This window comes from Acidovorax sp. NPDC077693, assembly GCF_044542805.1.
In the GTDB taxonomy this organism is placed as follows: Bacteria; Pseudomonadota; Gammaproteobacteria; order Burkholderiales; family Burkholderiaceae_C; genus Acidovorax.
The window spans coordinates 103,084-128,802 of the sequence record NZ_JBITVD010000017.1 but is presented as its reverse complement, the minus strand read 5'-3'; the positions used below and the strand labels follow the sequence as shown (position 1 = coordinate 128,802).

General features: G+C 69.1%; 29 protein-coding genes and 3 tRNA genes. 14 read left to right on the top strand and 18 right to left on the bottom strand.

Features of this window, described 5'->3' with window-relative positions:
- The first annotated feature begins 24 nt into the window (after nucleotides 1-24).
- Nucleotides 25-1,086: a Holliday junction branch migration DNA helicase RuvB gene (gene ruvB / locus ACIGHN_RS22310; RefSeq protein WP_056414140.1), complete on the top strand. Its 1,062-nt coding sequence runs from the start codon at nucleotides 25-27 to the stop codon at nucleotides 1,084-1,086.
- A 238-nt stretch (nucleotides 1,087-1,324) separates the two neighbouring features.
- Entirely contained in the window at nucleotides 1,325-2,095 is a 771-nt protein-coding gene (locus ACIGHN_RS22305) for a hypothetical protein (protein WP_056414137.1), read from the top strand.
- Here ACIGHN_RS22305 and ACIGHN_RS22300 read toward each other — a convergent pair.
- From ACIGHN_RS22300 to ACIGHN_RS22275, 6 genes are all read right to left on the bottom strand, one after another.
- On the bottom strand, nucleotides 2,037-3,863 hold the full coding sequence (locus ACIGHN_RS22300) for a lysoplasmalogenase family protein (protein ID WP_396506144.1): 1,827 nt from the start codon (nucleotides 3,861-3,863) through the stop codon (nucleotides 2,037-2,039). The two genes, ACIGHN_RS22305 and ACIGHN_RS22300, sit on opposite strands and share 59 nt — an antisense overlap.
- A gap of 37 nt (nucleotides 3,864-3,900) precedes the next feature.
- Nucleotides 3,901-5,109 (bottom strand): DSD1 family PLP-dependent enzyme, encoded by a 1,209-nt coding sequence (locus tag ACIGHN_RS22295; protein WP_396506142.1) that lies wholly within the window; start codon nucleotides 5,107-5,109, stop codon nucleotides 3,901-3,903.
- On the bottom strand, nucleotides 5,093-5,734 hold the full coding sequence (locus ACIGHN_RS22290) for a histidine phosphatase family protein (protein ID WP_396506140.1): 642 nt from the start codon (nucleotides 5,732-5,734) through the stop codon (nucleotides 5,093-5,095). Before ACIGHN_RS22290 ends, ACIGHN_RS22295 begins: the two co-directional genes overlap by 17 nt.
- 65 nt (nucleotides 5,735-5,799) lie before the next feature.
- Nucleotides 5,800-6,447, bottom strand: coding sequence for a hypothetical protein (locus ACIGHN_RS22285; protein ID WP_396506138.1), 648 nt, complete (start codon nucleotides 6,445-6,447; stop codon nucleotides 5,800-5,802).
- A 62-nt stretch (nucleotides 6,448-6,509) separates the two neighbouring features.
- Complete coding sequence (gene ttcA, locus ACIGHN_RS22280; RefSeq protein ID WP_396506136.1) at nucleotides 6,510-7,496, bottom strand: tRNA 2-thiocytidine(32) synthetase TtcA; 987 nt, start codon at nucleotides 7,494-7,496, stop codon at nucleotides 6,510-6,512.
- Nucleotides 7,497-7,656: 160 nt separating this feature from the next.
- Nucleotides 7,657-8,064, bottom strand: coding sequence for a hypothetical protein (locus tag ACIGHN_RS22275; RefSeq protein WP_396506134.1), 408 nt, complete (start codon nucleotides 8,062-8,064; stop codon nucleotides 7,657-7,659).
- Between the two features lie 163 nt (nucleotides 8,065-8,227).
- On the opposite strand from ACIGHN_RS22275, the gene ACIGHN_RS22270 reads away from it, so the two are divergent.
- The 7 genes from ACIGHN_RS22270 to ACIGHN_RS22240 all read left to right on the top strand — a co-directional run bounded on the left by ACIGHN_RS22270 (nucleotide 8,228) and on the right by ACIGHN_RS22240 (nucleotide 10,821).
- Nucleotides 8,228-8,506 (top strand): hypothetical protein, encoded by a 279-nt coding sequence (locus ACIGHN_RS22270; RefSeq protein WP_396506132.1) that lies wholly within the window; start codon nucleotides 8,228-8,230, stop codon nucleotides 8,504-8,506.
- Between the two features lie 443 nt (nucleotides 8,507-8,949).
- A tRNA-OTHER gene (locus ACIGHN_RS22265) sits at nucleotides 8,950-9,072 on the top strand.
- Between the two features lie 47 nt (nucleotides 9,073-9,119).
- A tRNA-OTHER gene (locus ACIGHN_RS22260) sits at nucleotides 9,120-9,194 on the top strand.
- A 22-nt stretch (nucleotides 9,195-9,216) separates the two neighbouring features.
- Nucleotides 9,217-9,287, top strand: a tRNA-Gln gene (locus ACIGHN_RS22255).
- 65 nt (nucleotides 9,288-9,352) lie between these two features.
- Nucleotides 9,353-9,538, top strand: a complete 186-nt coding sequence (locus ACIGHN_RS22250; protein ID WP_396506131.1) for a hypothetical protein — start codon at nucleotides 9,353-9,355, stop codon at nucleotides 9,536-9,538.
- A gap of 227 nt (nucleotides 9,539-9,765) precedes the next feature.
- Nucleotides 9,766-10,383, top strand: a complete 618-nt coding sequence (locus ACIGHN_RS22245) for an HNH endonuclease (protein WP_235503963.1) — start codon at nucleotides 9,766-9,768, stop codon at nucleotides 10,381-10,383.
- A 63-nt stretch (nucleotides 10,384-10,446) separates the two neighbouring features.
- Nucleotides 10,447-10,821, top strand: coding sequence for a DUF1090 domain-containing protein (locus tag ACIGHN_RS22240; protein ID WP_056414233.1), 375 nt, complete (start codon nucleotides 10,447-10,449; stop codon nucleotides 10,819-10,821).
- A gap of 102 nt (nucleotides 10,822-10,923) precedes the next feature.
- On the opposite strand, the gene ACIGHN_RS22235 is transcribed toward ACIGHN_RS22240, so the two are convergent.
- Complete coding sequence (locus tag ACIGHN_RS22235; RefSeq protein ID WP_056164462.1) at nucleotides 10,924-11,298, bottom strand: dihydroneopterin aldolase; 375 nt, start codon at nucleotides 11,296-11,298, stop codon at nucleotides 10,924-10,926.
- 36 nt (nucleotides 11,299-11,334) lie between these two features.
- The gene (locus ACIGHN_RS22230) at nucleotides 11,335-12,120 is read right to left on the bottom strand and encodes an SDR family oxidoreductase (RefSeq protein WP_396506128.1); all 786 of its coding nucleotides are present in this window, start codon (nucleotides 12,118-12,120) and stop codon (nucleotides 11,335-11,337) included.
- Nucleotides 12,121-12,139: 19 nt separating this feature from the next.
- Between ACIGHN_RS22230 and ACIGHN_RS22225 the strand changes: the two genes are divergently transcribed.
- Entirely contained in the window at nucleotides 12,140-13,258 is a 1,119-nt protein-coding gene (locus tag ACIGHN_RS22225; RefSeq protein ID WP_396506126.1) for a class I SAM-dependent methyltransferase, read from the top strand.
- A 233-nt stretch (nucleotides 13,259-13,491) separates the two neighbouring features.
- Here the strand turns inward: ACIGHN_RS22225 and eutC are convergent, their stop codons facing one another.
- Both eutC and ACIGHN_RS22215 read right to left on the bottom strand, forming a co-directional pair.
- Nucleotides 13,492-14,346: an ethanolamine ammonia-lyase subunit EutC gene (eutC, locus tag ACIGHN_RS22220; RefSeq protein WP_396506124.1), complete on the bottom strand. Its 855-nt coding sequence runs from the start codon at nucleotides 14,344-14,346 to the stop codon at nucleotides 13,492-13,494.
- Nucleotides 14,343-15,758: an ethanolamine ammonia-lyase subunit EutB gene (locus ACIGHN_RS22215; protein WP_396506122.1), complete on the bottom strand. Its 1,416-nt coding sequence runs from the start codon at nucleotides 15,756-15,758 to the stop codon at nucleotides 14,343-14,345. The genes eutC and ACIGHN_RS22215 overlap by 4 nt, the downstream gene beginning before the upstream one ends.
- 95 nt (nucleotides 15,759-15,853) lie before the next feature.
- Here ACIGHN_RS22215 and ACIGHN_RS22210 point away from each other — a divergent pair, with 95 nt between their 5' ends.
- Nucleotides 15,854-16,048 carry a DUF2905 domain-containing protein gene (locus ACIGHN_RS22210; protein ID WP_056164478.1) on the top strand — a complete coding sequence of 65 codons (195 nt, stop codon included), beginning with the start codon at nucleotides 15,854-15,856 and terminating at the stop codon, nucleotides 16,046-16,048.
- Nucleotides 16,049-16,206: 158 nt separating this feature from the next.
- Here ACIGHN_RS22210 and otsA read toward each other — a convergent pair whose 3' ends face one another.
- From otsA to otsB, 3 genes are read right to left on the bottom strand one after another with little or no spacing between them, the layout of a single operon-like run.
- The gene (gene otsA, locus ACIGHN_RS22205) at nucleotides 16,207-17,586 is read right to left on the bottom strand and encodes an alpha,alpha-trehalose-phosphate synthase (UDP-forming) (protein WP_396506121.1); all 1,380 of its coding nucleotides are present in this window, start codon (nucleotides 17,584-17,586) and stop codon (nucleotides 16,207-16,209) included.
- Between the two features lie 47 nt (nucleotides 17,587-17,633).
- On the bottom strand, nucleotides 17,634-19,439 hold the full coding sequence (locus ACIGHN_RS22200; RefSeq protein ID WP_056164483.1) for a glycoside hydrolase family 15 protein: 1,806 nt from the start codon (nucleotides 19,437-19,439) through the stop codon (nucleotides 17,634-17,636).
- The gene (gene otsB, locus ACIGHN_RS22195; protein ID WP_056414092.1) at nucleotides 19,436-20,173 is read right to left on the bottom strand and encodes a trehalose-phosphatase; all 738 of its coding nucleotides are present in this window, start codon (nucleotides 20,171-20,173) and stop codon (nucleotides 19,436-19,438) included. The genes ACIGHN_RS22200 and otsB overlap by 4 nt, the downstream gene beginning before the upstream one ends.
- Nucleotides 20,174-20,356: 183 nt before the next feature.
- Between otsB and trxC the strand changes: the two genes are divergently transcribed.
- The gene (gene trxC, locus ACIGHN_RS22190) at nucleotides 20,357-20,803 is read left to right on the top strand and encodes a thioredoxin TrxC (protein WP_396506119.1); all 447 of its coding nucleotides are present in this window, start codon (nucleotides 20,357-20,359) and stop codon (nucleotides 20,801-20,803) included.
- A 22-nt stretch (nucleotides 20,804-20,825) separates the two neighbouring features.
- On the opposite strand, the gene ACIGHN_RS22185 is transcribed toward trxC, so the two are convergent.
- The 4 genes from ACIGHN_RS22185 to ACIGHN_RS22170 form a co-directional block, all read right to left on the bottom strand.
- Complete coding sequence (locus ACIGHN_RS22185) at nucleotides 20,826-21,302, bottom strand: DoxX family protein (RefSeq protein ID WP_056422348.1); 477 nt, start codon at nucleotides 21,300-21,302, stop codon at nucleotides 20,826-20,828.
- Nucleotides 21,299-22,111 (bottom strand): DNA-binding domain-containing protein, encoded by an 813-nt coding sequence (locus ACIGHN_RS22180; protein ID WP_396506117.1) that lies wholly within the window; start codon nucleotides 22,109-22,111, stop codon nucleotides 21,299-21,301. Before ACIGHN_RS22180 ends, ACIGHN_RS22185 begins: the two co-directional genes overlap by 4 nt.
- Complete coding sequence (locus tag ACIGHN_RS22175; RefSeq protein WP_396506116.1) at nucleotides 22,102-22,965, bottom strand: DUF692 domain-containing protein; 864 nt, start codon at nucleotides 22,963-22,965, stop codon at nucleotides 22,102-22,104. Before ACIGHN_RS22175 ends, ACIGHN_RS22180 begins: the two co-directional genes overlap by 10 nt.
- A gap of 184 nt (nucleotides 22,966-23,149) precedes the next feature.
- On the bottom strand, nucleotides 23,150-23,446 hold the full coding sequence (locus ACIGHN_RS22170; RefSeq protein ID WP_396506115.1) for a DUF2282 domain-containing protein: 297 nt from the start codon (nucleotides 23,444-23,446) through the stop codon (nucleotides 23,150-23,152).
- 225 nt (nucleotides 23,447-23,671) lie between these two features.
- Here ACIGHN_RS22170 and ACIGHN_RS22165 point away from each other — a divergent pair, with 225 nt between their 5' ends.
- Both ACIGHN_RS22165 and ACIGHN_RS22160 read left to right on the top strand, forming a co-directional pair.
- Nucleotides 23,672-24,238, top strand: coding sequence for a sigma-70 family RNA polymerase sigma factor (locus ACIGHN_RS22165; protein ID WP_396506113.1), 567 nt, complete (start codon nucleotides 23,672-23,674; stop codon nucleotides 24,236-24,238).
- Nucleotides 24,238-24,879 carry an NrsF family protein gene (locus ACIGHN_RS22160; RefSeq protein ID WP_396506111.1) on the top strand — a complete coding sequence of 214 codons (642 nt, stop codon included), beginning with the start codon at nucleotides 24,238-24,240 and terminating at the stop codon, nucleotides 24,877-24,879. Before ACIGHN_RS22165 ends, ACIGHN_RS22160 begins: the two co-directional genes overlap by 1 nt.
- A gap of 135 nt (nucleotides 24,880-25,014) precedes the next feature.
- Here the strand turns inward: ACIGHN_RS22160 and ACIGHN_RS22155 are convergent, their stop codons facing one another.
- Complete coding sequence (locus ACIGHN_RS22155) at nucleotides 25,015-25,470, bottom strand: GNAT family N-acetyltransferase (protein WP_396506110.1); 456 nt, start codon at nucleotides 25,468-25,470, stop codon at nucleotides 25,015-25,017.
- Nucleotides 25,471-25,719 lie beyond the last annotated feature (249 nt).

The following is a 25,719-nucleotide window of genomic DNA, read 5'->3' as shown; positions in this document are numbered from 1 at the left end:
GGTCATGACCCCTCCGATCCCCGCATGACCATCCAAACCGACGACTTCGCCCCCGCTCCCGCCAAACGCGTCGTCTCCGCAGCCCCTGCCTCCCCGCAGGAAGAAGCCATCGAACGCGCCCTGCGCCCCAAGCTCCTGCAGGAGTACGTGGGGCAGGCCAAGGCGCGTGAGCAGCTGGAGATCTTCATCGGTGCGGCCAGGAAGCGCGGCGAGGCGCTCGACCACGTGCTGCTGTTCGGCCCCCCGGGGCTGGGCAAGACCACGCTGAGCCACATCATCGCGGCCGAGCTGGGGGTGAACCTGCGCCAGACCAGCGGGCCCGTGCTGGAAAAGCCCAAGGACCTGGCCGCGCTGCTCACCAACCTCGAGAAGAACGACGTTCTCTTCATCGACGAGATCCACCGCCTGTCGCCCGTGGTCGAGGAAATCCTCTACCCCGCGCTCGAGGACTACCAGATCGACATCATGATCGGCGAAGGGCCGGCGGCGCGCAGCATCAAGCTCGACCTGCAGCCCTTCACCCTGGTGGGCGCCACCACGCGCGCGGGCATGCTGACCAACCCGCTGCGCGACCGCTTCGGCATCGTGGCGCGGCTGGAGTTCTACACCTCCGAAGAGCTGGCGCGCATCGTCAAGCGCAGCGCCGGGCTGCTGGGTGCGCCCATGGACGAAGACGGGGGTTTCGAGATCGCCCGCCGCTCGCGCGGCACGCCGCGCATCGCCAACCGGCTGCTGCGCCGCGTGCGCGACTACGCCGAGGTCAAGGGCGACGGCCGCATCACCAAGGAGATCGCCGACCGCGCGCTGGCCATGCTCGACGTGGACCCGCAGGGCTTCGACGTGATGGACCGCAAGCTGCTCGAGGCCGTGATCCACCGCTTCGACGGCGGACCCGTGGGGCTGGACAACATCGCCGCCAGCATCGGCGAAGAGGCCGGCACCATCGAGGACGTGATCGAGCCCTACCTCATCCAGCAGGGCTTCTTGCAGCGCACGCCGCGCGGGCGCATCGCCACGCTGGCAGCGTTTCGGCACCTGGGCGTGGCGCCGCCCAGCGCGGGGGCGCCCGGGCTGTTCGGCGCCTGAGCGGCTCCGGTTGTTGTCCTCCGTCCCCCGTCTCCCTCGCTCACCCTCTCGCTTTCGCCCATCCTTGCCGCAGCCGTCCAGGCCGCACCACAGAGCCATGGCACCACCGCGCAAGCCAGATAAAAAGAATGACCGCCGCCGCCAGCTTCGGGCCGAAGCCCGGGCGCGCGCCGCGCGGGGCTGGGTCAGTGCCAGCGGGGCGGACATCGTTCCCGAGCAACGCTTTTTGAGGTCCTGCATGTGGGCCTTGCTGGCGGGCACCTTGGCCCTGCACGCGCTGGGCGCGCTCGTCTATGGCCAGCTCTCGGTCTTCGTGCTGGAAGGTTTTGCCGATCTGCGCGGCCGCGTGGCCGTGTGCGGCGCGATCGCCGAAGCCGCGTTGGCGGCCGGCATCGCATCGCAGCTCCTCAGCGGGCAACGGCGTGACGGCACGGCCGCTCCGTGGGCGCACCGCCTGCTGGTGGGCCGTGCCAGTGCCTACATCCTCTTCGCCGTGCTGGTGCCGGTGACCTTCGTGCTGACCATGGTGGACCGACCGCGCTTCTCCATGGACCTGCCCCCGCAGCGCTGGCCGGGGCTCGGGTCGCAATCGGAATGGCTGCTCACGCCCTTGCCCTGGGCCTGGCACTGGCTGCTGCCAGTGGCCAGCGACCTGATTCAGGGTTGGTCGGTGGCCGCGGCGGTGCTGGCGGGCTGCCTGGGCGTGTGGTGCACGGCGGGCAGCACCAAGCGCTGGCGCACCGGGTACGCGTTCTATGGCCTGGCGCTGGTGCTGACCGGGTTCTGGGCCCTGGGCGGCGCCGTGTACCACTACACCGCGGGGCGGGGCTTGATCGCGGCGCAGGAACCGGCCCTGGCCGCGCTGCTGCAGGCGCGGCCCGGCTGGTACAACGCCGACACCCTGCTGTGGTTGCTGAGCGCCGGCTCGTTCACCCTGGCCGGCGTGCTGTTCATTGCGGGTGCGGCGTATGTTCCGGCTGCCGCGCTGGCCCGCACATGGGCGCACTAGCCACAGCAGCAGTCGCAGCGACCGGCAGACCGTCAGGCGCCGTTGCCGCCTTCAACACCCCCGCCACGATGCACGCCTGCGCCGCGTAGTAGGTGCCCAGCACCCACACCTGCGACCACGGCAGCGGCGACACGAAGCGGTGCGTGGCCAGCAGCGAATCGCTGAGCATGAAGAACGCCGCGCCCACCGCCACCAGCACCGCCGCCTTGTCGCGCAGCACGCTGGCCCGCCCGATGGCCTGCGCGGCCATCAGCGCGATCACCAGCACGTACGCTGCCACCGGCCCCCGCAGCGCGGCCGGCAGCCCGCCCGTCCACAAGAAGGCATACATTGCCACGCCCACACCCAGCGTGGCCGCCAGCGCCCCGCGGTGTGGAAACCACCGCTGCCCGGTCTTGAACAGCGCCACGTAGAACAAGTGGGCGATCAGGAAACTCACGAGCCCCGGGATGAAGAAGCCCTCGACCATCAAAAACACATCCCCCGCCAGCGACCCCGCCAGCGCGGCGCCCAGCAGCGCCCAGGTTTTGGAGTCAAATCGGCCTCTGCCGCTGAACTGATAAGCGCTAGTAGCTACCAAAAAAATAGCAATCACCATGGTGAGCGGCTTGAACACCCAGTGCCACTGCACGAACCCCAGCGCACTGGTGGCCGTGGCCAGCGCGCCGCTCTGCAGCACCAGCGCCATCAGCAGGCCGATGCGCCCCTGCATCACCGCGCCCAGCGCCCACTGCGCCACCAGCAGCGTGGCAAACCAGACCGCGTTCTCGGCCAGCGGCGCGCTGTCGGCCCGCCACAAAAACGCCGCCACGCCCGCGAGCATCAGCGTGAACTGCACCAGCGCAAACCACTGCACCGCACGCGACATCGGCGGGTGGTAGGGCACCATCTGCGCCATGCTGAATGCGGGCTTCGGAAAGCGCGCCGCCACATCGGCCGGCCGCCAGCCCGGGGGCTTGATCCACACCCGCAGCTTGTCGGCCCAGCTGCGCGCATGCCAGCTGTCGTGCGCCAGGCCCGCGTACACCTGGGCGTTGGCCCACAGCGGGTCCCAGCTGTTGAGCAGGCCGCGCGTGCCGTACACGCAGCGGTCCCGGTCGTCCTCTTCTTGGAACGTGCCGAACATCCGGTCCCACACGATGAGGATGCCGCCGTAGTTCTTGTCCAGGTAGGCGTCGTTCACGGCGTGGTGCGCGCGGTGGTTGCTGGGGCTGCAGAACCAGCGGTCGAACCAGCCGAGCTTGCCCACCTGCTCGGTGTGCACCCAAAATTGATAGAGAAGATCGACCAGAGCCACCACCGCAAACACCAGCGGCGGCACGCCCGCCAGCGCCATGGGCACATAGAACACCCAGCCCAGCAGCGCGCCCGAACTCGTCTGGCGCAACGCGGTCGACAGGTTGTAGTCCTGGCTCTGGTGGTGCACCGCATGCGCCGCCCACAGAACCGCCGACTCGTGCCCCATGCGGTGCAGCCAGTAGTAGCAAAAGTCGTAGAACACCAGCGCCAGCAGCCAGCCCGGCAGGCTGGTCCAGAACGCATCGCTGCGCCACAGGGCCACGTGCTCGAACAACGCGGTGTAGATGCCGATGCGCAAAAGCCGCGTGAACACCGCGCTGGTCTGGCTCAGCATCCCCAGGCTGATGCTGCTGACCGCGTCGGCCAGGCGGTAGGTATTGCGCTGGCGCTTGTAGCCGACGGCCAGCTCGATGGCGATCAGCAGGAAGAAGACAGGCGTGGCAAGGACGATGATCTGGCTGGGGCTCATGGCGGCGAGACGAAGAGTTCGCCGATTCTTGCCCCGATCAGGTCAGCGCGCCCCTGGCATCTACCCGGATGATCCGCTCCACCACGCCCATCGCGAGGCCACCGCGCACGCCGATCATGAAGTCGTGCAGGTTGACCGTGGGGTCGCAGTGGCCGGGGATGAGCCACAGCATGCGGCCGAGGGCCGGCAGGCGGGACTTGGGGCTGTCGGGGTGCAGGATGCCGTGCTCGTCGCCGCCGTTGGCGTAGCGCAGGCCGCGGTCGGGCGGCAGCAGGGCCACGGTGGGCAGGCCGGAGTCGATGGCGTGGCTCTTGTGGCCCGCGTCGCACACGGCGTGCACGTTCTCGCGCACCGACACCACCTGGGTCTTGATGAACAGCGCGTGCTCGAAGGCGGGCTGCGCCGGCTCGCGTTCGTTGCGGGCGTAGTCGGCGTCCATGAAGAGGAAGGAGCCGGCCTGCAGTTCGCCGTACACGCCGCTGGCCGCCTCGTGCACCAGCGTACCGGTGCCCGATCCGGTGATGAGCGGCACGGGCACGCCGGCCGCTTCGATCAGGTCGCGGGTGTGGCTGGCGGCGCGCACCACGGCGGCCATGGCCTCGCGCCGGTCGGTGGCGCCGGCCAAGTGCTGGGCGCGGCCGTGGTAGGCCTGCAGGCCCGCAAAGCGCAGCCCCCGGCTGCGTGCCACGGCCAGCGCCAGGGGCACGGCGGCCTCGCCGGGCGGTACGCCGCAGCGGCCCTGGCCCACGTCGATCTCCACGAACACATCGATCAGCGTGCTGTCGCCGGCCGCCCAGTGGCCCTCGCGCGGCAGGGGCATGCCGATCTGGGCGATGGTCTCGGCCAGCCGCTCGATGCCTTCAAGGTGGTCCACCGCAATCGCCAGCCGGCCGCCGCGCGCCGCCAGCAGGGCGGCCAGGCGCGCCACGCGCTGCAGCTTGGGCATGGCCACCACCTGGTTGCTGATGTAGATGTCGTTCATGCCGCCGGCGGCCAGCGCCTCGGCCTCGGCCACCTTCTGCACGCACACGCCCTGCGCGCCGGCCCGCTGCATCAGCAGGGCCAGCTCGGCGCTCTTGTGCATCTTGGCGTGCGGGCGCCAGCGCACCTGGTGCTTGCGCGCGAAGTCGGCCATGCGCTGGATGTTGCGGTCCATGGCGTCCAGGTCGACCACCAGCGAGGGCGTATCGATCAGGTCCACCCGTTGGCCGATGGACGCCTTCAGTGCCTCAGGAATGGGTTTCATCGCGCATCGCGTTGTCGTCCAGGTGTTGCGTGTCGGCCCAGCCCACCAGGGTGAGGCCGTCCGGGGTCCACAGCAGGCGGTTGATGGCGGCGTTGGACAGCTGCCAGGTGCGCGGCGCCTGGGTCTCCTGGCGGGTGGCCAGGCGGTACAGCACGTCGAGCACGCCGCCGTGCGCCACCAGCAATATCTGCTCGCCCGCGTGCGGTGCGGCCAGCGCCATCACGGTGCGCTCGATGCGCTCGCGCAAGGTCACCAGCGACTCGCCGCCCTCGGGTGTGTAGTGCGGGTCGCGCTTGCGCCAGCGGCGCGCGTCGTCAGGCAGCTCGGCCTCGATCTCGGCGAAGGTGCGGCCCTGGAAGTGGCCGAAGCTGCGCTCGCGCAGGCCCGGCACGGTGGTCAGCGGCGCGCCGGTGGTGCGCTGCACCGCCTGCGCCGTGGCGTGGGCGCGCTGCAGGTCGCTGGTGTAGATGGCGGCAAAGCTCTCGCCGGCCAGCGCCTGGCCCAGCTGCTCGGCCTGCCACAGGCCGGTGTCGTTGAGCGGGATGTCCAGGTGGCCCTGGATGCGGGTGTCCACGTTCCAGGCGGTTTCTCCGTGGCGGACGGCAACGATGCGGGTGGCGTGCATGCGGGCGGTGGTGTGGGGCGTGTGGGGTTGAAAGGGGCAGCGCCGGTGCGTGCGGTGCGGCGCGGTCAGCGCACGGTGCCGGGCACGGCGGCGGGCATGGGCGCCAGGGACTGGCGCACCAGCCGCGGGCCTTGGGGCGGCTGCGGAAAGCCGCTGAGCGCGGCGTCGAACAGCACGCCGTAGACGGCAGGGTCGCTCACCCACACGTCCTCGTGCACGGCGGAGGTCTCGTACACCACGGCCTGCGTGGCGGCGTCGCGCAGCACGATGCTCACGGCGCGGCGGTGCAAGGGCGTGGGCTCGTAGAAGCCCCAGCCGCCGTACAGGCCAACGCCCCGCCCGTGCCAGCCGCCAAAGCCCCAGCCCCAGGGGGAGGGGCCGTATCCGTAGGGCCCATAGGGGCGGAACGGGTCCGCGCGCGGCACTAAGTCGGCCTGCACGCCGACCTGTGCCAGCAGCTTGGGCGCGGCGTCGTCGCGGCGCAGGCCGGCGCGGCCGAGCGCCTGCTCGGCCAGGGCCATGACCGGATCGAACGAGGGCATCTGCTGCGACGGCAGGCGCTCGATGCGGTAGGTGGCGGGCGTGGGAATGGCCTGCAGGGTCGAAAAGCTCTGCACCTGGCCTTCGACCAGGCGCGGGCCGGTGCTGCAACCGGCAAGGACGGCCGCTGCTGTGGCACACAGCAGGGCGACGGAGAGGGGGCGGCGCATCATGGTGAGAGTCTCCTTGGGCGGGGTAACAGGATCCCGGTGAGAGTGCGCCCGGCCCCGGAGGTTCACGACAGTGTTACCACTTGCACGCCGCCCATGCCCGGCAGCGATGGCGCCGAGAACTCTTCCTTGTCGAAAGCCTTGTCGCCGTCTTCACTGGCCACGCCCGTGGCCCGGGCGTTCTTGAAGTCGAACAAACCGCCGTCGAGCAGGTGCGAGGGCACCACGTTCTGCAGCGCGTTGAACATGTTCTCCACGCGGCCGGGGAATTTCCTGTCCCATTCGCGCAGCATCTCGCCCACCTGCTTGCGCTGCAGGTTCTCCTGGCTGCCGCACAGGTTGCACGGGATGATGGGGAAGTCGCGGTGCGCGGACCAGCGCGCGGTGTCCTTCTCGGCCACGTAGGCCAGCGGGCGGATCACCACGTGCCTGCCGTCGTCGCTGACCAGTTTGGGCGGCATGCTCTTCATCTTGCCGCCGAAGAACATGTTGAGCAGCAGCGTCTGCAGGATGTCGTCGCGGTGGTGGCCCAGCGCGATCTTGGTGCAGCCCAGTTCGTCGGCCACGCGGTACAGAATGCCCCGGCGCAGGCGGCTGCACAGGCTGCAGGTGGTCTTGCCTTCGGGCACCAGCTTCTTGACGATGCTGTAGGTGTCCTCGTTCTCGATGTGGAACGGGACGCCGGTGGTCTTCAAGTACTCGGGCAGCACATGCTCGGGAAAGCCGGGCTGCTTCTGGTCCAGGTTGACCGCCACCAGGTCGAAATGGATGGGCGCGCGGGCCTTGAGCTTGAGCAGGATGTCCAGCAGGGTGTAGCTGTCCTTGCCGCCGGACATGCACACCATGACCTTGTCGCCTTCTTCGATCATGTTGAAGTCGACGATGGCCTTGCCCACCTCGCGGCACAGGCGCTTTTCGAGCTTGTGGGTCTCGCGCTCGATCTTCAGGCGCGCCGGGCCCGCTGCGGCCAGGGCATCGGCGCCCGTGGCTGCCACTTCGGGGGGCTCGGCGGTCCAGCCGGCCTGGGGGGTGTCGTTCATCACTGCGCTCATGGGAAGGGGCTCTGGGGTCGGGTAAAGCGGTGCCGCGGGGCGCAAGGGTGGTGCGCACGGGCGGTGCCAAAAGGCGTCAACAAGCCCTCAATTGTCGGTGAAACCGCCGTGCCGTGGGGTAGGGCGGGCTCTCCAGGGGGGCGTTCTGCGCCCAGGGGGGCTATTTTTGCGCCTTGGGCGGCTTGTGGTCAGAGGGGCTGCTGCTGCTCTGCGGCTCACCAGCGCTGGCACGCGCGGTCAGCCACACGCGCAGCTCGCGCTTGCCCTTGGCATTGGCGCTGCGCCAGGCGTCGCGCGCCAGCGCCACAAAGCGTTCCTCGGCCGGGTCGGGGTGGTCGGTGGCGTGCTGGGCGTCCAGCCAGCCGATGTCCACGCGCGCATGCCGCTCGATCTGCCGCGCCAGCGTGTCGCCGATGGGGCGGGCGCTCTTGATCTGGCTCCACATGCTGGGCGATATCTCCAGCGACGCGGCAAACGCCTGGTCCAGCCCCTTGGCGGGCTTGCCGGCGGCGATCTGTTGTTCGAGAAAAAGGCGGTGCAGGGCCAGCACGTTGGTGCGGCGGGTCACGGTGGTGGGCGGCGGGGTCACAAAGAAAAAACAACAGACGCAAAAAAAGCGGGTACGGGGCGTTGACCGGAGTGTAAAGACTATTTACAGTCTACGGTCATCAGGACTCCATGTCCCCGTCCCCTTTCCCTACGAACACGCCGACCACCTCCGAGAGACCGCCATGAACGCCCGCCACAACGCCATCCACCGCCGTACCCCCCAGTGCGCTGTGGCCGTGCGTGGGGCGTTCAATGCGCAGGTGTCGTCCATCGGCTTGATGTCCAAACGACTGCCTTCGCACCAAGGCGCCGCGGCGTATTTGCAGGGCCATAGCCACATGGACAGCCAGATGGACAGCTGCATGGACGGCAGCTCCCGCACCAGCCAGCCGCAGTGGCTGGGTAATGGTTTTGAGGATACCGCTCCGTCACCGGGCGGAGGTTGCAACGCAGGGCAGTAGTCCCAGAGCGTTCTCCCTCCCGATCTCTTGATCGACAAGAGGCCCGGCAACCAAGTGGTTCCGGGCCTTTTTCTTTTTGCCGGTCGTTTTTCTCCACCCTTATTTTTTGTTTGCAGCGCCAGCGCTGCCCCCGCAGGCATCGACCTGCCGGGGATTCCGTTCATTAAAAGTTTGCCGCAGGCGCCGCGCTCCGAGGGAGTGATGGCCGACCTGCATCGAAAGCAGAAGGGTTTGCGCGTTCACCGCATTGCACCCCTTCTCCATTTCGGGTGTGCCTTTGCTCACACCGCCGGACCCGGCCGCATGCGCGGCCCGGCGGGATGTGCTGGGGTTGATCGCCCAGTGCAGCGACGTGCATGCGCAGCCCCCGGCGGGCTGCGGTCGCGTGAAGGCACAGCCGAAATGGATATGCATTGGGCGAGAAACGCCCATTCAGGCTCCATGCGCGTGTAGCTCAACTGGCAGAGCACTGGTCTCCGGGAACCTGCTGACGCCTTATTCGGGCCTCGAATAAGGCGTCAGCAGGTTCTTAGCGGTTGAAGGTTCGACTCCTTCCGCGCGCGCCAATTTCTTTCCCTGTCCATCACCCGCATTGCGCGGGCTTGGCAGGCATGCCGCAGCAGCCCTGTCGGATGGGGCGCCTGGTTGGTTCAACCGGGGATTGCAGGTTCGACTCCTGTCTGTGGCGCCCCTTCTTTTTCCTTTTTGCTGACCGGTCGCCAAGTGGTAAGGCAGCGGATTTTGATTCCGCCATTCGGAGGTTCGATCCCTCCCCGGTCTGCCCTTCCTTTTCATCAACCCACCCACCCCGTTTCCAACCCTCCATTCACCTCCAGGAGATCCCCCATGGCCATCCAGCATTCCTTCCCCTTGGGCGCCCAGCGGCGCCGTGTCGGCCTTGTAGGCTGGCTGGCCCGCCTGGCATCCGTGCGCGCGCGCCTGCAACGCACGGCCCCAGGCCGCGCAGCCGCAGCGCGCCGGCTCGACCAGCTCGACCTCGACCAGCGCGTGCGCGAGGTCGGCGAGTGGTAACGGCACGCCCCTGCGAGCGTCCGCTTTCGCATTCGCGGTCCCTGCGCGCCTTGGGCATGCATCCACGCCGGCCCCCACCGATTGACGGTGGGCGGCCCCTGACGCTTTTGTTTGTGCTTTTGTTTGTCGCTTTGTCTTCGTTGTCGCAGTCGTCGATGACCATGTATTAACCGGGGCGTGCGCTGGGCTGGGCGGCTGCGCCCTTCATCCCCAGAAAGGAGAGCCCCATGCCCCGCACCACCATCACCCCCACCGAACCCTCGTCCCGAAAACCCCGCACCCCCGCGCCCCGCGTGCTGCAGCTGGACCTGCACGGCACGCCCCAGTCCTGGATGCCGCTGGAGCAAGCCGCCGTGCACTACGCCAGCGGCGCCGTGGCGTGGGATGCCGGCCTGGCGCCCCTGGCCACATTGCGTGGCGGGCACAACGCGGCGACGGGCCGGCAGTCGGTGCTGGAGGTCGCGCCCATCATCGCGCTGCGCGGTGTGGCCCGGATCAACCTCTTTGACGTGGTGCCGGGCCTCACCAAGCGCCGGCTGCTGCGCCGCGACCGCCACACCTGCGCCTACTGCGGCGGTGTGTTCAGCGAGGACGTGCTGCAGTGCGAGCACATCGTGCCGCAGTCGCGCGGCGGCGCCACGTCGTGGACCAACCTGGTGGCCGCCTGCGCCGCGTGCAACGGCTACAAGGCCGCCCGCCTGCCCGAAGAGGCGGGCATGCGCCTGTTGTTCCTGCCGTACGTGCCCAGCCGGTACGAGTCGTTCTTGCTGGACGGCCGCAATGTGCGGGCCGACGTGCACGAGTGGCTGGCCAAACGGCTGCCCAAGGGCTCCCGGCTTCATTGAGAAGCTACGGGCCCCGGCAAGGCCGCTACGATGGAGCGCTGTACCACCGATCGGAGCGTTGCCGTGAAGAACCTTGTTGTGGGTGTCTGTCTCCTGGCCCTGCATGCCGCGCCTGCGCTGGCGGCCGATGCATCGCCTGCCTGCGCCGCCAAGCAGGCGCGCATCGAAGCGCAACTGGCCGAGGCCACCGCACAGGGCCGCACCCGCGAGGTCGCGGGGCTGCGGCAGGCGCGCCGGTCCAACAAGGCGCACTGCACCGACGCCTGGCTGGCCAAGGAGCGCGACGCGGAGATCCGCAAGGCCACGAAGAAGGTGGCCGAGCGTGAGAAAAGCCTGGCCGAGGCGCAGAAGAAGGGCGATGCCAAAAAGATCGCCGCGCGCCAGGCCAAGCTGGACGAAGCCCGCAGCGCGCTGGCCGAGGCGCAAAAGCCGTTGTAGCGCAACCCCCTGGAGGGCCGTGGTCGATGACTGCGGCCCTTCCCTTTTGGGGGCGCGCGGCTTCGCTTCGTGCCGGCTACTGCGGCCGGTTGCTCGGGGTGGTCACCACTGCCCGGTCTCGATGCGGATCGCCACCTCGCAGTCGTCGAAGATCTCCAGCTTGGCGATCTTCACGCGCACGCCCAGCACGCCGGGCAGCTGCATCAGCCGGTTGGCCAGCTTGCCGATCAGGCTCTCGAGCAGGTTCACGTGCTCGGCGCGACACTCGTCGATGATGATCTGGCGCACCTTGCGGTAGTCCAGCACGTGCAGGATGTCGTCGTCGCGCGGGGTGAGCGGCTGCACGCCCAGGCTCAGCTCGGCATCGACCTGGATGGGCTGGGGGGCGGTCTTCTCGTGCGAGAGGATGCCCAGGTTGGCGTCAAAGCGCAGGCCGGTCAGGGTGAGGATCTGGGTGCCGACGGCGGTGTGGTCCATGGGAGATAGCTTCTTTCTGCGTGGGCCGGCGCCCGCTCACATCATTGAAAAATCACGCTCGAACTTCATCAAATGCTGGCCGCCGTCCACCAGCAGCGTGGTGCCGGTGATGGAGCGGTTCTCCAGCGCAAACTTCACGGTGCTCGCCACGTCCTCGGCCGTGGACGAGCGGCCCAGCGGGCTCAGCGCGTGCAGCTGCTGGAATTTTTGCTCTTCCAGCATGTGGCTGGTGAGCGTGAGGCCCGGCGCCACACCCACCACGCGCACGCGCGGCGCCAGGGCCAGGGCCAGCATGGTGCCGGCGGCTTCCAGGGCCGCCTTGGACAGGGTGTAGCTCACGAAGTCGGGGTTCTGGTTCCAGAGCTTCTGGTCCAGCAGGTTGACCACGGCGCCCTGGGCATCGGCCTCGCCGGCGGCAGCGCGGTCGGCCAGGTGCGCGTGCAGCGCCTGGGCCAGCAGCACGGGCGCGGCGGTGTTGCTGCGCAGGTGCTTTTCCAGCGCGGCAAAGCCGAAGGTCTGTGCGTTGTCGTGCTCGAACAGCGAGGCGCTGTTGACCACCGCGTCCACGCTGCCAAAGTGCGCCACCACACGCGGCAGCAGGCCGCGCACGGCGGCCTCGTCGTCGAAATCGGCATCAAAATGGGCGCTACCGCCTGCCAGGCGTGCGCAAGCAGCTACTGTTTCGATAGCATCCTGCTCGGACGTGCGGTAGTGCACCGCCACCTGCCAGCCACCCTCGGCCAGCGCCAGCGCAATGGCGCGCCCCAGGCGCTTGGCGGCGCCGGTCACAAGCACGGTGCGGAAACGGGTGGGGTGGGGCATGGTGGCGGGGTGGGGGACAATGCGGGCCGTGACCCAACAACCCGACAGTTTAACGACCGCCCTGGCGGCCCACATCCGCCAGACCATTGCCGCCGAGGGCGGCTGGATCGGCTTTGACCGCTTCATGGCGCTGGCGCTGTATACGCCGGGCCTGGGCTACTACGCCAACGACAGTGCCAAGTTCGGCGCCATGCCCGAGTCCGGCAGCGACTTCGTGACCGCGCCCGAGCTCACGCCGCTGTTCGGCCAGACGCTGGCGCGGCAGGTGGCGCAGGCGCTGGCCGCCACGGGCACCTCCGAGGTGTGGGAGTTCGGCGCCGGCTCCGGCGCAGTGGCCCTGCAACTGCTGGACGCTCTGGGCGACCAGGTGCAGCGCTACACCATCGTCGATTTGTCGGGCAGCCTGCGCGCGCGCCAGCAGGTGCGGCTGGCAGCGCATGCCCACAAGCTGCGCTGGGTGGACGCGCTGCCCGAGCGCATCGAAGGCGTGGTCGTGGGCAACGAGGTGCTGGACGCCATGCCCGTGCAACTGCTGGCGCGCCACGGCGGCCAGGCGCAAGGCGTGTGGCACGAGCGCGGCGTGGTGGCGCAGGACGACGGCAGCTTTGCCTGGGCCGACCGCCCCACCGCGCTGCGCCCGCCCATCGACATCGAAGGCCCGCAGGACTACCTGACCGAGATCCACGCCCAGGGCGAAGGCTTCATCCGCATGCTGGCCGACCGGCTCACGCGCGGCGCGGCCTTTCTGCTGGACTACGGCTTTGGCGAGAGCGAGTACTACCACCCCCAGCGCCACATGGGCACGGTGATGTGCCACCAGGGCCACCTGGCCGACGGCGACCCGCTGGTGGCGGTGGGGCGCAAGGACATCACCGCCCACGTCAACTTCACCGCCATGGCCCTGGCCGCGCAGGAGACGGGGCTGGAGGTGCTGGGCTACACGACGCAGGCGCATTTCCTCATTAACTGTGGATTGCTATCAAAAATGGAGCAGCTACCGCAGGCGGAGCGGGCGACAGCGGCCAAATTGATCATGGAGCATGAGATGGGCGAGCTCTTCAAGGTGCTGGCCTTGGGCGCGGGGCCGGCGTGGGAGCCGATGGGGTTTGTGCGGGGGGATCGGTCGCACCGGTTGTGAGGGGGTGGAGTGGAGTGGGGGGCGCTGGGTCGAGGCCCTGCTGCTCATTGCCCCCTCTCCCCAGCCCTCTCCCGCAAGGGGAGAGGGGGTTTCCGGGGCGCTGGTTGCGCTGGCTGGTGAGGGCCGCTGCGCCTTTGGGTGCGATTGGGAAGACAGTTGTCGGCGACAGGCGCGGAGGCCGCCTTCGCGAATGTCTGAATGGGACGCGCGCTGTGAGCCACCGAGCGCCGGCCTTACCCCCTCTCCCCTCGCGGGAGAGGGTGGGGGAGAGGGGGCTCGTCTTGAGGCCTCTGCGGCCCGCCCGCCGCCAGCGTCACGCCCTCACTGCGGTCCTTCAACGGCACGCCCGTCAGTCCCAGCCTCCGCGCCTCTGCACACAGCCACCACAGGCGCGCAGCGGCGGCGGCAGGCGGCAACCCCTGCGGACGCACGTTGGAGATGCAGTTGCGCTCCGCATCGCTGCACCCGACCCGGGGGTGCCAGGACAGATAAATGCCCAGACTGTCCGGCGAACTCAGCCCCGGGCGCTCGCCGATCAGAACCGCCACCAGGCGGGCCCCCAGCAGTGCGCCCACCTCGTCGCCCAGCGCCACGCGCGCCTGCGTGGCGATCACCACGGGGCCGATGCGCCAGCCCTGGGGCGCGGTGCTGAAGATGCACTGCACCAGCGGCTCGGCATGGCGTTCGACCGCCAGGGCCGACAGGCCGTCGGCCACCACCAGCAGCAGGTCGCAGTCCGCCTGGCCGCCCTGGCCCAATGCCCGCAGACGCTGTGCATCCCCGTCGCACAGGCGCCGGCCCAGGTCAGGGCGCAGCAGGTACGTGGCCCGGTCGGGTGCGGCGCTGGCCACCTGCAGCGTGGTGCAGCCCAGGCCTGCCAGCCGCTGTGCCAGCGCATCGGCATCGAGCGGCAAATGCACCGCATCGCGCGCCTGCGCATGGGCCAGGCCGAAGTCGAGCAGTTCGCGCGTGGGGATGGCCGTGCCCGCGCGGCCCAGGGCCAGGCGGGCGGCGGTGTGGGCGCGCAGGTCGGCCCAGGGGTCGGGCGGCGGGCCGAAGGGGGGTGGGGTGCCGGTGGGGTCTGTCATACCCGCATCCCGATCTGCCGCAGCTGTGCGATGGCCGCCTGCTGCTGTGTGGCGGGCAGCAGCCGGCCCGCGCCGTCGGCCAAGTGCATGCGCGCAAGCCAGGCCTCGAACTCGGGCGCGCGCCGCAGGCCCAGCACCTCGCGCAGGTACAGCGCGTCGTGGAACGAGGTGCTCTGGTAGTTGAGCATGATGTCGTCCGCGCCCGGCACGCCCATGATGAAGGTCAGGCCCGCAGTGCCCAGCAGCGTCATCAGCGTGTCCATGTCGTCCGAATCGGCCTCGGCATGGTTGGTGTAGCAGACATCGCAGCCCAGCGGCACGCCCAGCAGCTTGCCGCAGAAGTGGTCTTCCAGGCCCGCGCGGATGATCTGCTTGCCGTCATACAGGTACTCCGGCCCGATGAAGCCGACCACCGTGTTGGTGAGCAGCGGCGAGAACGCCCGCGCCACGCCGTAGGCCCGCGCCTCGCAGGTCTGCTGGTCCACGCCGTGGTGCGCGTCGGCCGACAGGGCGCTGCCCTGGCCGGTCTCAAAGTACATCACGTTGTCGCCCCGGCCATCGCCAAAGTCCGCGCCGCGCTGCAGGGACCGCGCCGCGTCGTGCGCCTCGCGCAGCAGGGCCAGGCTGATGCCGAAGCCCGCATTGGCCTTCTCGGTGCCCGCGATGGACTGGAACACCAGGTCCACCGGCGCGCCGCGCTCGATCATCTGCACGGTGTTGGTCACGTGGGTCAGCACACATGACTGCGTGGGGATCTGCAGCGTGGCGATCACGTCGTCCAGCCGGTGCACCAGGCCGGTGAGGGCCGCGATGCTGTCGGTCGCCGGGTTGATGCCGATCACCGCGTCGCCCGCGCCGTACAGCAGCCCGTCGATCATCGACGCCGCGATGCCGCGCAGGTCGTCCGTGGGGTGGTTGGGCTGCAGCCGCACCGACAGCCGGCCCGGCAGGCCGATGGTGTTGCGAAAGCGCGTGACCACGCGGCATTTGCGGGCCACCGCGATCAGGTCCTGGTTGCGCATGAGCTTGCTCACGGCAGCGGCCATCTCGGGCGTGACCCCGGGGGCCACGGCCGCCAGCACGGCGCTGTCGGTGGCGTGGTCGAGCAGCCAGTTGCGAAAGTCGCCCACGGTGAGGTGGGCAATGGGCGCGAACGCGGCGGCACCGTGGGTGTCGATGATGAGCCGCGTGACCTCGTCGGACTCGTAGGGCACCAGGGCCTCGGTCAGGAACCGCGACAGTGGCACGTCTGCCAGGCACATGCGCGCGGCCATGCGCTCCACCGCCGTGGCCGCCGCAATGCCCGCCAGCACGTCGCCCGAGCGCAGGGGCGACGCCTTGGCCAGCACGTCGCGCAGGCCGTCGAACTGCCAGCGCTGCCCGCCGGCGGTGTGGTGGTAGCTCCAATCCATGCGTGCCCTCGGTCGGTTGCGAACATGCCAGCGTGGTGCAAGGCCCATGCCTGCCTGCGTGCGCGGGTACCTGCAGCGCCTACACTCGGCGCACCATGATCCGCTGGCTCCTCGTCATCTTCCTGGCCCTGATGCTGCTCAGCTGGCTCTCGCCCCTGCTGCGGCGCATGGGCTTTGGCCGCTTGCCCGGCGACCTGCGCTTTCGGTGGCTGGGGCGCGACTGGGACGTGCCGCTCGCGTCCACGCTGCTGCTGAGCTTCGTGGTGAGCCTGCTCACCAAACTGCTGTAGCGCGCCGCGTGGTGGTCGTCATGTGGTCATATGGTCATGAGGTCATGCCCACATCCGTCCACTATACAAACCGTTCACGCTGAGCCTGTCGAAGCGCCGCGCAGGGCTTGGACAGGCGCCGCCCGAACGGTGTTCAATGCGTGCAGTGCAAATCCTAATCAGTCGCCCGCTGCTTCCAATGCTGCGAGGAACGACTTGCGCCACCAGTGCACATCGTGCTCGCGGATGCGCGCCATGAGTTTCTGGTGGCGGGCCTGCCGCTCGGCCAGCGGCATCTGCAGCGCCTGCTGGATGCTGTCCGCCGTGCCCTGCGTGTCGTAGGGGTTCACCAGCAGCGCTTCCTTCAGTTGCTCGGCCGCGCCCGCAAAACGCGAGAGCACCAGCACGCCGGGGTCCTCGGGGTTCTGCGCCACCACGTATTCCTTGGCCACCAGGTTCATGCCGTCGCGCAGCGGCGTGACCAGGCCCACCGCCGCGGCGCGGCACAGGCCCGGCACACGCTTGCGCGCCACCATGCGGTGGATGTAGCGCACGGGCATCCAGTCGAGCTCGCCGTAGTCGCCATTGACGGAGCCGCACAGGCCTTCGAGCTCCTGGCGCAGGTCGGCATAGGCGTGCACGTCGTCGCGCGACGGCGAGGCGATCATGATCATCGTGGCGCTGTCGCGGTTCTCGGGGTAGCGGTCCAGCAGCTCGCGGAACGCGCGCACGCGGTGCGGGATGCCCTTGGAGTAGTCCAGCCGGTCGATGCCCAGCAGCAGCCGCCGGCGCGAGTATTCGTCGCGCATGTTCTCGTAGGTTTCGACCGCGTCGGGCGCCTGGCCCAGGCGAATGAACTCGTCCACGTCGATGCCGATGGGGAACGCCTTGACCTGCACCGTGGCGCCGAACGCGCGCAGCTGCTGCACGCCCACTTCTTCGGCGCTGGCCTCGTTGCGCACGTAGCGGGTGAAGTGCGAGACATCGGCCTCGCTCTGCAGGCCCACCAGGTCGTAGGCGAACAGCGACCGCATCAGCCACTCGTGCTGCGGAATGGCCGCCATGATGAGCGGCGGCGGCATGGGGATGTGCAGGAAGAAGCCGATGCGCTGCTTGCAGCCCATGGCGCGCAGCTCGGCGGCCAGGGGGATCAGGTGGTAGTCGTGTATCCAGATGATGTCGTCGTCGCGCAAGAGCGGCAGCAGCTTGCGCGCAAACATCTGGTTGACCCGGCGGTAGCCCGCGATGTAGCGGGTGTTGAAGTCCGCCAGGTCCAGCCGGTAATGGAACACGGGCCACAGCACGCTGTTGCTGTAGCCGTGGTAGTAGCTGTCGTGGTCTTCGCGGCACAGGTCCACGGTGGCCAGGGTCACCGCGCCGGCCTGGCGTGTCTGCAGATCGCTCTCGCCGGGCGTGCCGTCCTCCAGCACGTTGCCGCTCCAGCCGAACCACAACCCTCCGGTTTTGTTCAGCGCGTCGCCCAGGGCGACGGCCAGGCCGCCAGCGGCAGGTTTACGGGGGTCCGCAATGCGGTTCGATACAACAACGAGTCGGCTCATGCCGCATCATCGCCGCGGATGGGGTGGTCAAACTGTCGGACGCCGCCTCAAATCACGCTGTCCCACGGGGCCGACAGGCGCACCGCGGCGTTGATGACGCCCACCATGGAGTACGTCTGCGGGAAGTTGCCCCACATCTCCTGCGTCTCGGCATGGGTGTCTTCGGACAGCAGGCCCAGCGGGTTGCGCGCTGCCAGCATGGTCTCGAAGATGGCCCGCGCCTCGGCCTTGCGGCCGATGCGCGCCAGTGCGTCGATGCGCCAGAAGGTGCAGATGTTGAACGCCGTCTCGGGCTTGCCGAAGTCGTCGGCCGCTTCGTAGCGGCGCATGTACGGGCCGTCGCACAGGCTCTTTTCCATGGCCTCCACCGTGCTCACGAAGCGCGGGTCCATGGGGTCGATCATGCCCACCTCGGCCATCAGCAGCACGCTGGCATCGAGCTCGTTGCCGCCGAAGCTTTCGGCAAAGGCCTGGCGGGTTTCGCTCCAGGACTTGTCGATGATCTCGTCGCGCATGCGGTCGGCATGGTCGCGCCAGTATGCGGCGCGGTCGGGCAGTTGCAGGGTCAGCGCAATCTTGGCCAGGCGGTCGCAGGCGGCCCAGCTCATCAGCGCGGATGATGTGTGGACCCGCGCACGGGTGCGCAGCTCCCACATGCCCGCATCGGGCTGGCCGTACACGCGCACCGCGTTGGCGCCCACCTGCTCCAGGCGGGTGAACTCGGCCTGGCCCGCGCGGTGCAGCAGCCGGTGGTCGTGGAACGACTGCGCGGCGCCCAGCACGATGTTGCCGTACACGTCGTGCTGAAAATGCTCGGCCGCCTGGTTGCCCACGCGCACGGGGCCCATGCCGCGGTAGCCGGCCAGCTGCGGCATCACGGACTCGGGCAGGTCTTTTTCCAGGCCGATGCCGTACAGCGGCTGGATGTGGCCGTCGCCGCCTTCGATGACCACGTTGCTGAGCCAGCGCAGGTAGTCCTCCATGGTGCCGACTTCGGAGATGCTGTTGAGCGCGCGCACCACGAAGAACGCGTCGCGCAGCCAGCAGTAGCGGTAGTCCCAGTTGCGGCCGCTGTGGGCGGACTCGGGGATGCTGGTGGTCATGGCCGCCACGATGGCGCCGGTATCTTCGTACAGCGACAGCTTGAGCGTGATGGCCGCGCGGATCACCGCGTCCTGCCACTCCAGCGGCAAGGCCAGTGCACGGCTCCAGTTGCGCCAGTAGCTGGTGGTTTCCTGCTCGAAGTAGCGCGCCGTGTCGGCAATGCCCTCGTGCAGAGGCTCGTCCGCGCCGAGCAAGAAGTTGTGCTCGCGCGTGAGCACGAACGACTGCCCCGACAGCACGTGCGATACCGGCGCATCGGTGGACAGGCGCAGCGTCATGTCCTCGCCGACGTAGCGGATGTGGTTGCTGCCGCGCGTGATGTGCGGCGTGCTGCGACCCCAGTCGTAGCGCACCTTGAGCGCCACGCGGATGCGCGGTGCGCCTTCGATGGGCCGCACGCGGCGCACCAGCGTCATGGGCCGGAAGAACCGCGATCGGCTGTTGAAGCGCGGCGCGAAGTCGGTGATCTCCACGCCGTGCCCGGCCTTGTCGAACAGCTGCGTGCGCAGGATGGCGGTGTTGGGCTCGTACCACTGGTGGGCCGAGGCCAGGTCCTCGATCTCGATCGCGAAATGGCTGCCCTCGTCGCCGGGCTGCAGCAGCGCGTTGAACACCGGGTCACCATCGAAGCGCGGCAGGCAGCACCAGACCATGCGGGCGTGGTTGTCGATCAGTGCGCTGATGGCGCAGTTGCCGATCATGCCGAGGTTGAGCGAGCCCTGTTGGGGTTCGTTGGCTGCAGTGTTCATTGTTCGCGTTCCCAGTTGGTCCTTGCACTCGACAGCCAGCCGCGCAGTGCGGCAGGCGTCATGCAGCGGTGTTGTGCCATGGTCGGGCCTTCGCCCACCTTGATGCCCCATCCGCCCAGGGCCTGCACCGCGGCAAAGCCCGATTCGTCGGTGACGTCGTCGCCCACGAACACGGGGATGCGGCCCGCAAACGGCGGTTGGGTCATGAAATCGATGATGGCCTGGCCCTTGTGCGCCCCGCGGGGCTTGACCTCGAAGACGAACTTGCCGCGCATCAGCTCCACACCTTCCACGCCTTGCAAGGCGCGTTCCAGGGTGTCCAGGCAGCGTGCCTCCATGTGGGGCGCCAGGCGGTAGTGCAGGGCGACGCTGGCGCGCTTGGGCTCCACCAGCAGGCCGGGGTGGCGCGATGCGAGGTCGTAGGCGGCCTGCAGCACGGGGGCCAGGTCGGGCGGCTGCACGGCCGGCAGGGACGCGCCGTGCAGGCGGTATTGCGCGCCGTGTTCGCTGGCCAGCGGCAGGTGCAGGGGCGCCAGGAAGACGTCGATGTCGGCCTCGGGCCGCCCGGTCACGATGGCCAGCGCACCGCCCAGGTGGCCGTGCAGTGCAGAAAGGGTGGGCACCAGCCCGGACGCGATGCGCACCGCTTCGGGGCGCGACGCCAGCTCGGTGAGCGTGCCGTCGAAATCGAGAAAAAGGGCGTGGGCAGTTGTCAGTATCGGAAGCAGCTGCATGGGCCCAGACCTTAGCAGATGCCACCGGGCCGACCGGCCCGCCGGGTTGTTCTACACCCTGTAATCCCGCGTAAATTTTTGCAAGCAGGTATTTGGCCGACAGTGCCGCGGCGGGTGCGCCGACTTGAAAAATCCGGCGCGGCCGCCACCTGCGCACATTCAGACTGCCAACACCGCGCCCCCATGTCCGAAGCCCTGCACATCGTCTGCCCCCACTGCCACACCACCAACCGCGTGCAAACCGCGCAGCTGGCCAGCGCGCCCGACTGCGGCCAGTGCCACCAGCCGCTCTTCGCAGGGGCACCGCTCGAACTCGACGCCGCGTCGTTCGAGCGCCATGTGGCGCGCAGCCACATCCCCGTGGTGGTGGACTTCTGGGCGCCGTGGTGCGGCCCGTGCCGCCAGATGGCGCCCGCCTTTGCCCAGGCTGCGCGCGAGCTGGAGCCGCAGGTACGCCTGGCCAAGCTCAACACCGAAGAGCACCATGCTCTGGGAGCGCGCCATGCGATCCGCAGCATTCCGACCATGGTGATGTTCCGGCAGGGGCGCGAGGTGGCCCGCATCTCCGGCGCGCTGGGCGCGGCGGACATCGCGCGCTGGGTGCGCACGGCGGCCCCGTCCAGCCCGTGAAGGCACTTTGAGGCGGTAGGCCTCAGCGCAGGCCCAGCGCGCGGTCCAGCGACACGCCGCCCGCGCCGCGCCCCACCAGGTACAGCAGCAGCCCCGCCCAGGACAGGTGCGTGGGCCACGCGTCCGGGTACACGAACACCTGGATCACCAGCGTCATGCCCAAGAGCGCCAATGCGGACAGCCGGGTGCACAGCCCCAGCACCAGCAGCACGGCGAACAGGTGCTCGGCCACCGTGGCCATCTGTGCGGCCAGGTGCGGCGGGATCAGCGGCAGCTTGTACTCGTCGCTGAAGAGCGCATAGGCGCTGTCGGAGATGGTGAACCAGCCCTCGACCTTGGTGCGCGCCGACAGCCAGAAGATGCCGGCCAGCGCGATGCGGTTGACGAGTGCGAGCAGGCTGTGGGGTGTGAGCCAGGCGGAGATGTGTGCCAGCCGGGCCAGCCACGCGCGGGGGCCGCCTGCGGTTGGGGAGAGCATGGGGATGGTGTTGGGTGTCATGGTGTTTCCTTTGAACATGGGGCCGGTGCAGCCGCATCGGCCGCGGCTTCGGTGAGCGCCCCGGCGTCCAGCAGCAACATCAGCAGCGCTGCGATGTCGGTAGCTGGCTCGGCCACCAATGCTTCTGTGGCAGCGGCCTCCAATGGCAGGCCTTGCGCGCAGGCGTCCATGAAGGCGATGCCTGCATGCGGCAACGCGCACCACACCACGGCGGAATCGGGCCGGGTCAGCAAGCCGCCATCGCCTGTCCACAGCAGGTCTGCATCCATCGGCCACTGGTCGCGGTGGCGCTGCCACAGGGCATACGCGGGGTGGTCATCGCACCAGGCCCAGCGCGCCGCCGGGTGGGGCCGCAGGTGCCGCAGGTGCCACAGTGCCAGCGTGCCGGGCGGCTGGCGGCCCAGCCAGGTCGCGTCGAGCGCCGGGGCGTCGGCCGCCAAGTGGCTCTCCGTCCAGCAACGGTCCAGGTGTGCCACGGCAGGCAGGTAGGGCAGTGCGGCGGCCGGCCCGAACTGCTGCAGAAAGCCGGCAAAGCCCGCGCCGTAGTCCATCAGCCGCCCATCGGCCGGTGGCTGCGCATGGGCGAACACGCCGGCCGCCGCACGGAACCAGTCGGCACCCACCAGGCTGCACACGGTGGGGTAGTTGGCCTGCAGCGCGTCGATGCAGGCCGTGAGCACGGTGTTGCGGTACACCGCAAAGCCGGGCTGGGTGGCCAGGGCCGCGAGCCACGCGGGTGTTGGCGCAGCAGCGTCTGGCGAAGCCAGCAACGCAGCGGCGAGGCCATCCTGAAAATCGCTCAGGTGCATGGCGCCACCTCGCGGTGTTTGGGGTGTTGCGCGCAGGCGGCCAGCGCGCTGTGCGCCTCGTCGCGTTCAGTCAGCAGCTCCCCCAACGCGGGCACATTGCCGTCCCGCTCGATGAGCGTGGGGATGGGGCCTGTGCGCTCCAGCACCTGTTCATACAACGCCCAAACGGCAGGGTCGATGGGCGCATCGTGGCTGTCGATGAGCAGCGCGTCGCCCAGCGCCGGGTCGGCGTGGTGCCCGGCCAGGTGGATCTCTGCGACGGCGTGCAGCGGGAACGCGTCGATGTACCCCTGTGCGTCCGTGCCCAGGTTGTGGGCGCTCACATGCACGTTGTTCACATCCAGCAGCAGCGCGCAGCCGGTGCGCCGCACCAGCTCGGCCAGAAAGTCGGTCTCGCACCAGTCGTGCCCGTCGATGTGCAGGTAGTGCGTGGGGTTCTCGATGGCGATGGTGCGCTGCAAGGCATCCTGCGTGCGCGCAATGTTGTCCGCGATGCGGGCCAGCGCCGCGTGGGTGCGCGGAAACGGCAGCAGGTCGGGCAGGTAGTGGCCGCGCCAGGCGGACCACGCCAGGTGTTCGGACACGATGGCAGGCTCGATGCGCCGCACCAGCGCGGCCAGCCGGGCCAGGTGGTCGGCATCGGGCGGTGCATCGGCCGCGAGCGACAGCGACACCCCATGCAGCGCCACCGGGTGGCGCGCACGGATGGCCTCAAGCCACGCCAGCCGCGGGCCGCCGTCGGCCAGGTAGTTTTCAGGATGGACCTCCCACCACAGGCCGGGCGCACCGCAGTGCAGTGCCTCGGCATAGTGCTGGGGCTTGAGGCCCAGGCCGGCGGTCAACGGGGATGGCATGGCAGATCGCTGTAGTGGTGAGGGGAGGCTTTGCCGTATCGGTTATCCATGGCGCTGCGCACCACCCGCGGCCCATGCAGCTGGCGCTGCCAAGGCCAGTGCGCCCGTGGAGCCGGCTTTGCCGGGCCACCGGGTGCGTCCCCCTCCGGGGGAAGGCGCGCAGCGCCTCAGGGGGTGCTTCATTTCAGGATTTGATGGGCATCAGCGACCCCATGCCCTTGGGCGTCTTGAGCGTGGCGCAGGTGCCGGCGGGCACGTACTTCCAGGCGTTGCCCTGGTAGTCCATCTTGGATGTGCCCGCGCAGGTGGTGCCGGCGCCTGCCGCGCAGTCGTTCTTGCCGGCCATCGACACGCCGTAGCACTTCTCCATGGCGGGCTTGGCGGCGTCGGCCATGGGTTGGGCAGGTGCCTGTGCCAGGGCGGAGGTGCAGGCAATGGCCGAGAGTGCGAGGGCGCCGAGGCTGAGGGTGCGTGTGGCCATGGCAAATTTCTCCAACAGAGTTTGATAAATAAATTAATAAGAAAGGGATCGCAGCGGACCGGTGGCGGCAACGTGCGGGGCAGAACTAACTAACTAGCCAACTGCCCGCACCCTGCAACACCCGATCTGCGCTGTAATTCGCGCTGGCGTCGCCGCGGGTTACACGGCGCTGCCAATCCACACGCTTATTTATTTTTTGCACCCGCTGTAACCGGAGGGCCCGCTGTGACGAATACCCAGCAGGGAGACGCCATGGACATTGAAGAGCGGCTGCGCGGATTGCTGCTGCAGGGGCTGGACGCCGACGCAGCGGCGTACCAGCGATTTCTGAAGGAGCTGAGCGCGCACCTGCGTGCCTTTTTGCGCCGCCGCCTCGCGCAGCGGCCCGACGAGGTGGAGGACCTGGTGCAAGAGACCTTGCTGGCCGTGCACAACCAGCGCCACACCTACCGGGCCGACTCGCCGGTGACGGCCTGGGTGCACGCCATTGCGCGCTACAAGCTCATCGACTGGCTGCGCTCGCGCGCCGCCAAGGAGTCGCTGCATGTGCCGCTGGACGACACCGACGACCTGTTCGCCAGCACCGACAGCGAAGCGGCCGAGGCGCGGCGTGACCTGGGCCGCCTGCTGGAGCAGTTGCCCGACCGCCAGCGCCTGCCCATCGTGCACATGAAGCTCGAGGGGCTGTCGGTGGTCGAGACCGCGCAGCTCACCGGGCTGTCGGAGTCGGCCGTCAAAGTCGGCGTGCACCGGGGCTTGAAGGCCCTGGCCGCCAAGATCAGGGGAATGTGATGAAGACCGATGAATTGATCGACCTGCTGGCCGCTGACGCGCACCCGGTGGCCCGCCATACGGTGGAGCAGCGCCTGGCCGTGGCCGCGTTCGCCGGCATTGCCGGGGCCGCCGTGCTCATGCTGGCGCTGTTCGGGCTGCGCAGCGATCTGGCCGCCACGATGGCCATGCCCATGTTCTGGGGCAAGCTGGCCTTTGCCGGCACGCTGGCCGCGGCCGGGCTGATGCTGCTGCAGCGCATGGCGCGCCCCGGCGTGCCTGCCGGTCGTGCCGCACTGTGGCTGGCGCTGCCGCCGCTGGTGCTGTGGGGCCTGGCGCTGGCCACGCTGGCGCAGGCGGCGCCGGCCGAGCGCCTGCCGCTCATCCTGGGCAGCACCTGGCGCACCTGCCCCTTCAACATCGCCGTGCTGTCGGTGCCGGCGTTCGCCGCGGGCTTCTGGGCATTGAAAGGCGCGGCACCCACGCGCCTGGCCTGGGCGGGCGCTGGGGCCGGCCTGCTGGCTGGGGCGCTGGGGGCGCTGGTGTATGCGCTGCACTGCCCAGAGATGGCCACGCCGTTTCTCGCGGTGTGGTACCTGGCGGGCATGGCGGTGCCGACGGCCGTAGGGGCTATTGCGGGGCCGCGGTGGTTGCGCTGGTGAGCGTGCCTTGATGACGGTCCCTGCTCGAAAAAAGCGAAGCCGTTCACGCTGAGCGTGTCGAAGCGCGGCGAGGCTTCGACAAGCTCAGCCCGAACGGTTGTGATCGAGAGCGAATCCGCAAGAGAGAACGAACGCCTAAGCCACCCGCTGGCTGTACGCCCGAAACACCGTGTCGTGCACCCAGCCCAGCGACTCGTACAGCGACTGCGCCGTGGTGTTGGTGTGGGCCGTGGTCAGGTCCATGCGCACCTTGCCCTGCGCGCGTGCGTGGTCGCGCGCCGCGATCAGCAAGGCGCGGCCTGCTCCCGTCTTGCGGGCGGTGGGCGCCACGAACAGGTCGTACAGCGTGTAGATGGGCGCCGCCTCCACAGAGCAGAACGTGGGGTAGAGCTGGCAAAAGCCGATGGCTGCACCGGTTTCATCGAACGCCATGAGGATGCTGGACTCGCCGCGCGTGAGCCGGTCGGCGATGAAGTGCTGCGCCGCTGCAAGGTCGGGTGCCTGGTCGTAGAACTGGCGGTAGGCGTCGAACAGCGGGGCGATGGTGTCCGCGTCGGCGGGAGTGGCCAGGCGGATGTGCAGAGGGTTCATGGCGGAGCGGTGGTGGCTGGAGCAGGGGCCCGCCCGCAGGCAATGCCGCTGCGCACAGGGTGTGGTCCAAAGGAGGCGGATTCTAGAGGTGCTGCGAGGCTTGTGCCACGCTTGCGGTGGGTGCGCGCGCGAGGGGTGGGGCACGCGGCGTGCCCTGGCTTCGACAAGCTCAGCCCGAACGGTTGTGAGGGGCGCAGGCCGTTGCCAAGCCTGCGCGGAAGCCGGTACCGAAGCAGAAGCAAAACCAGA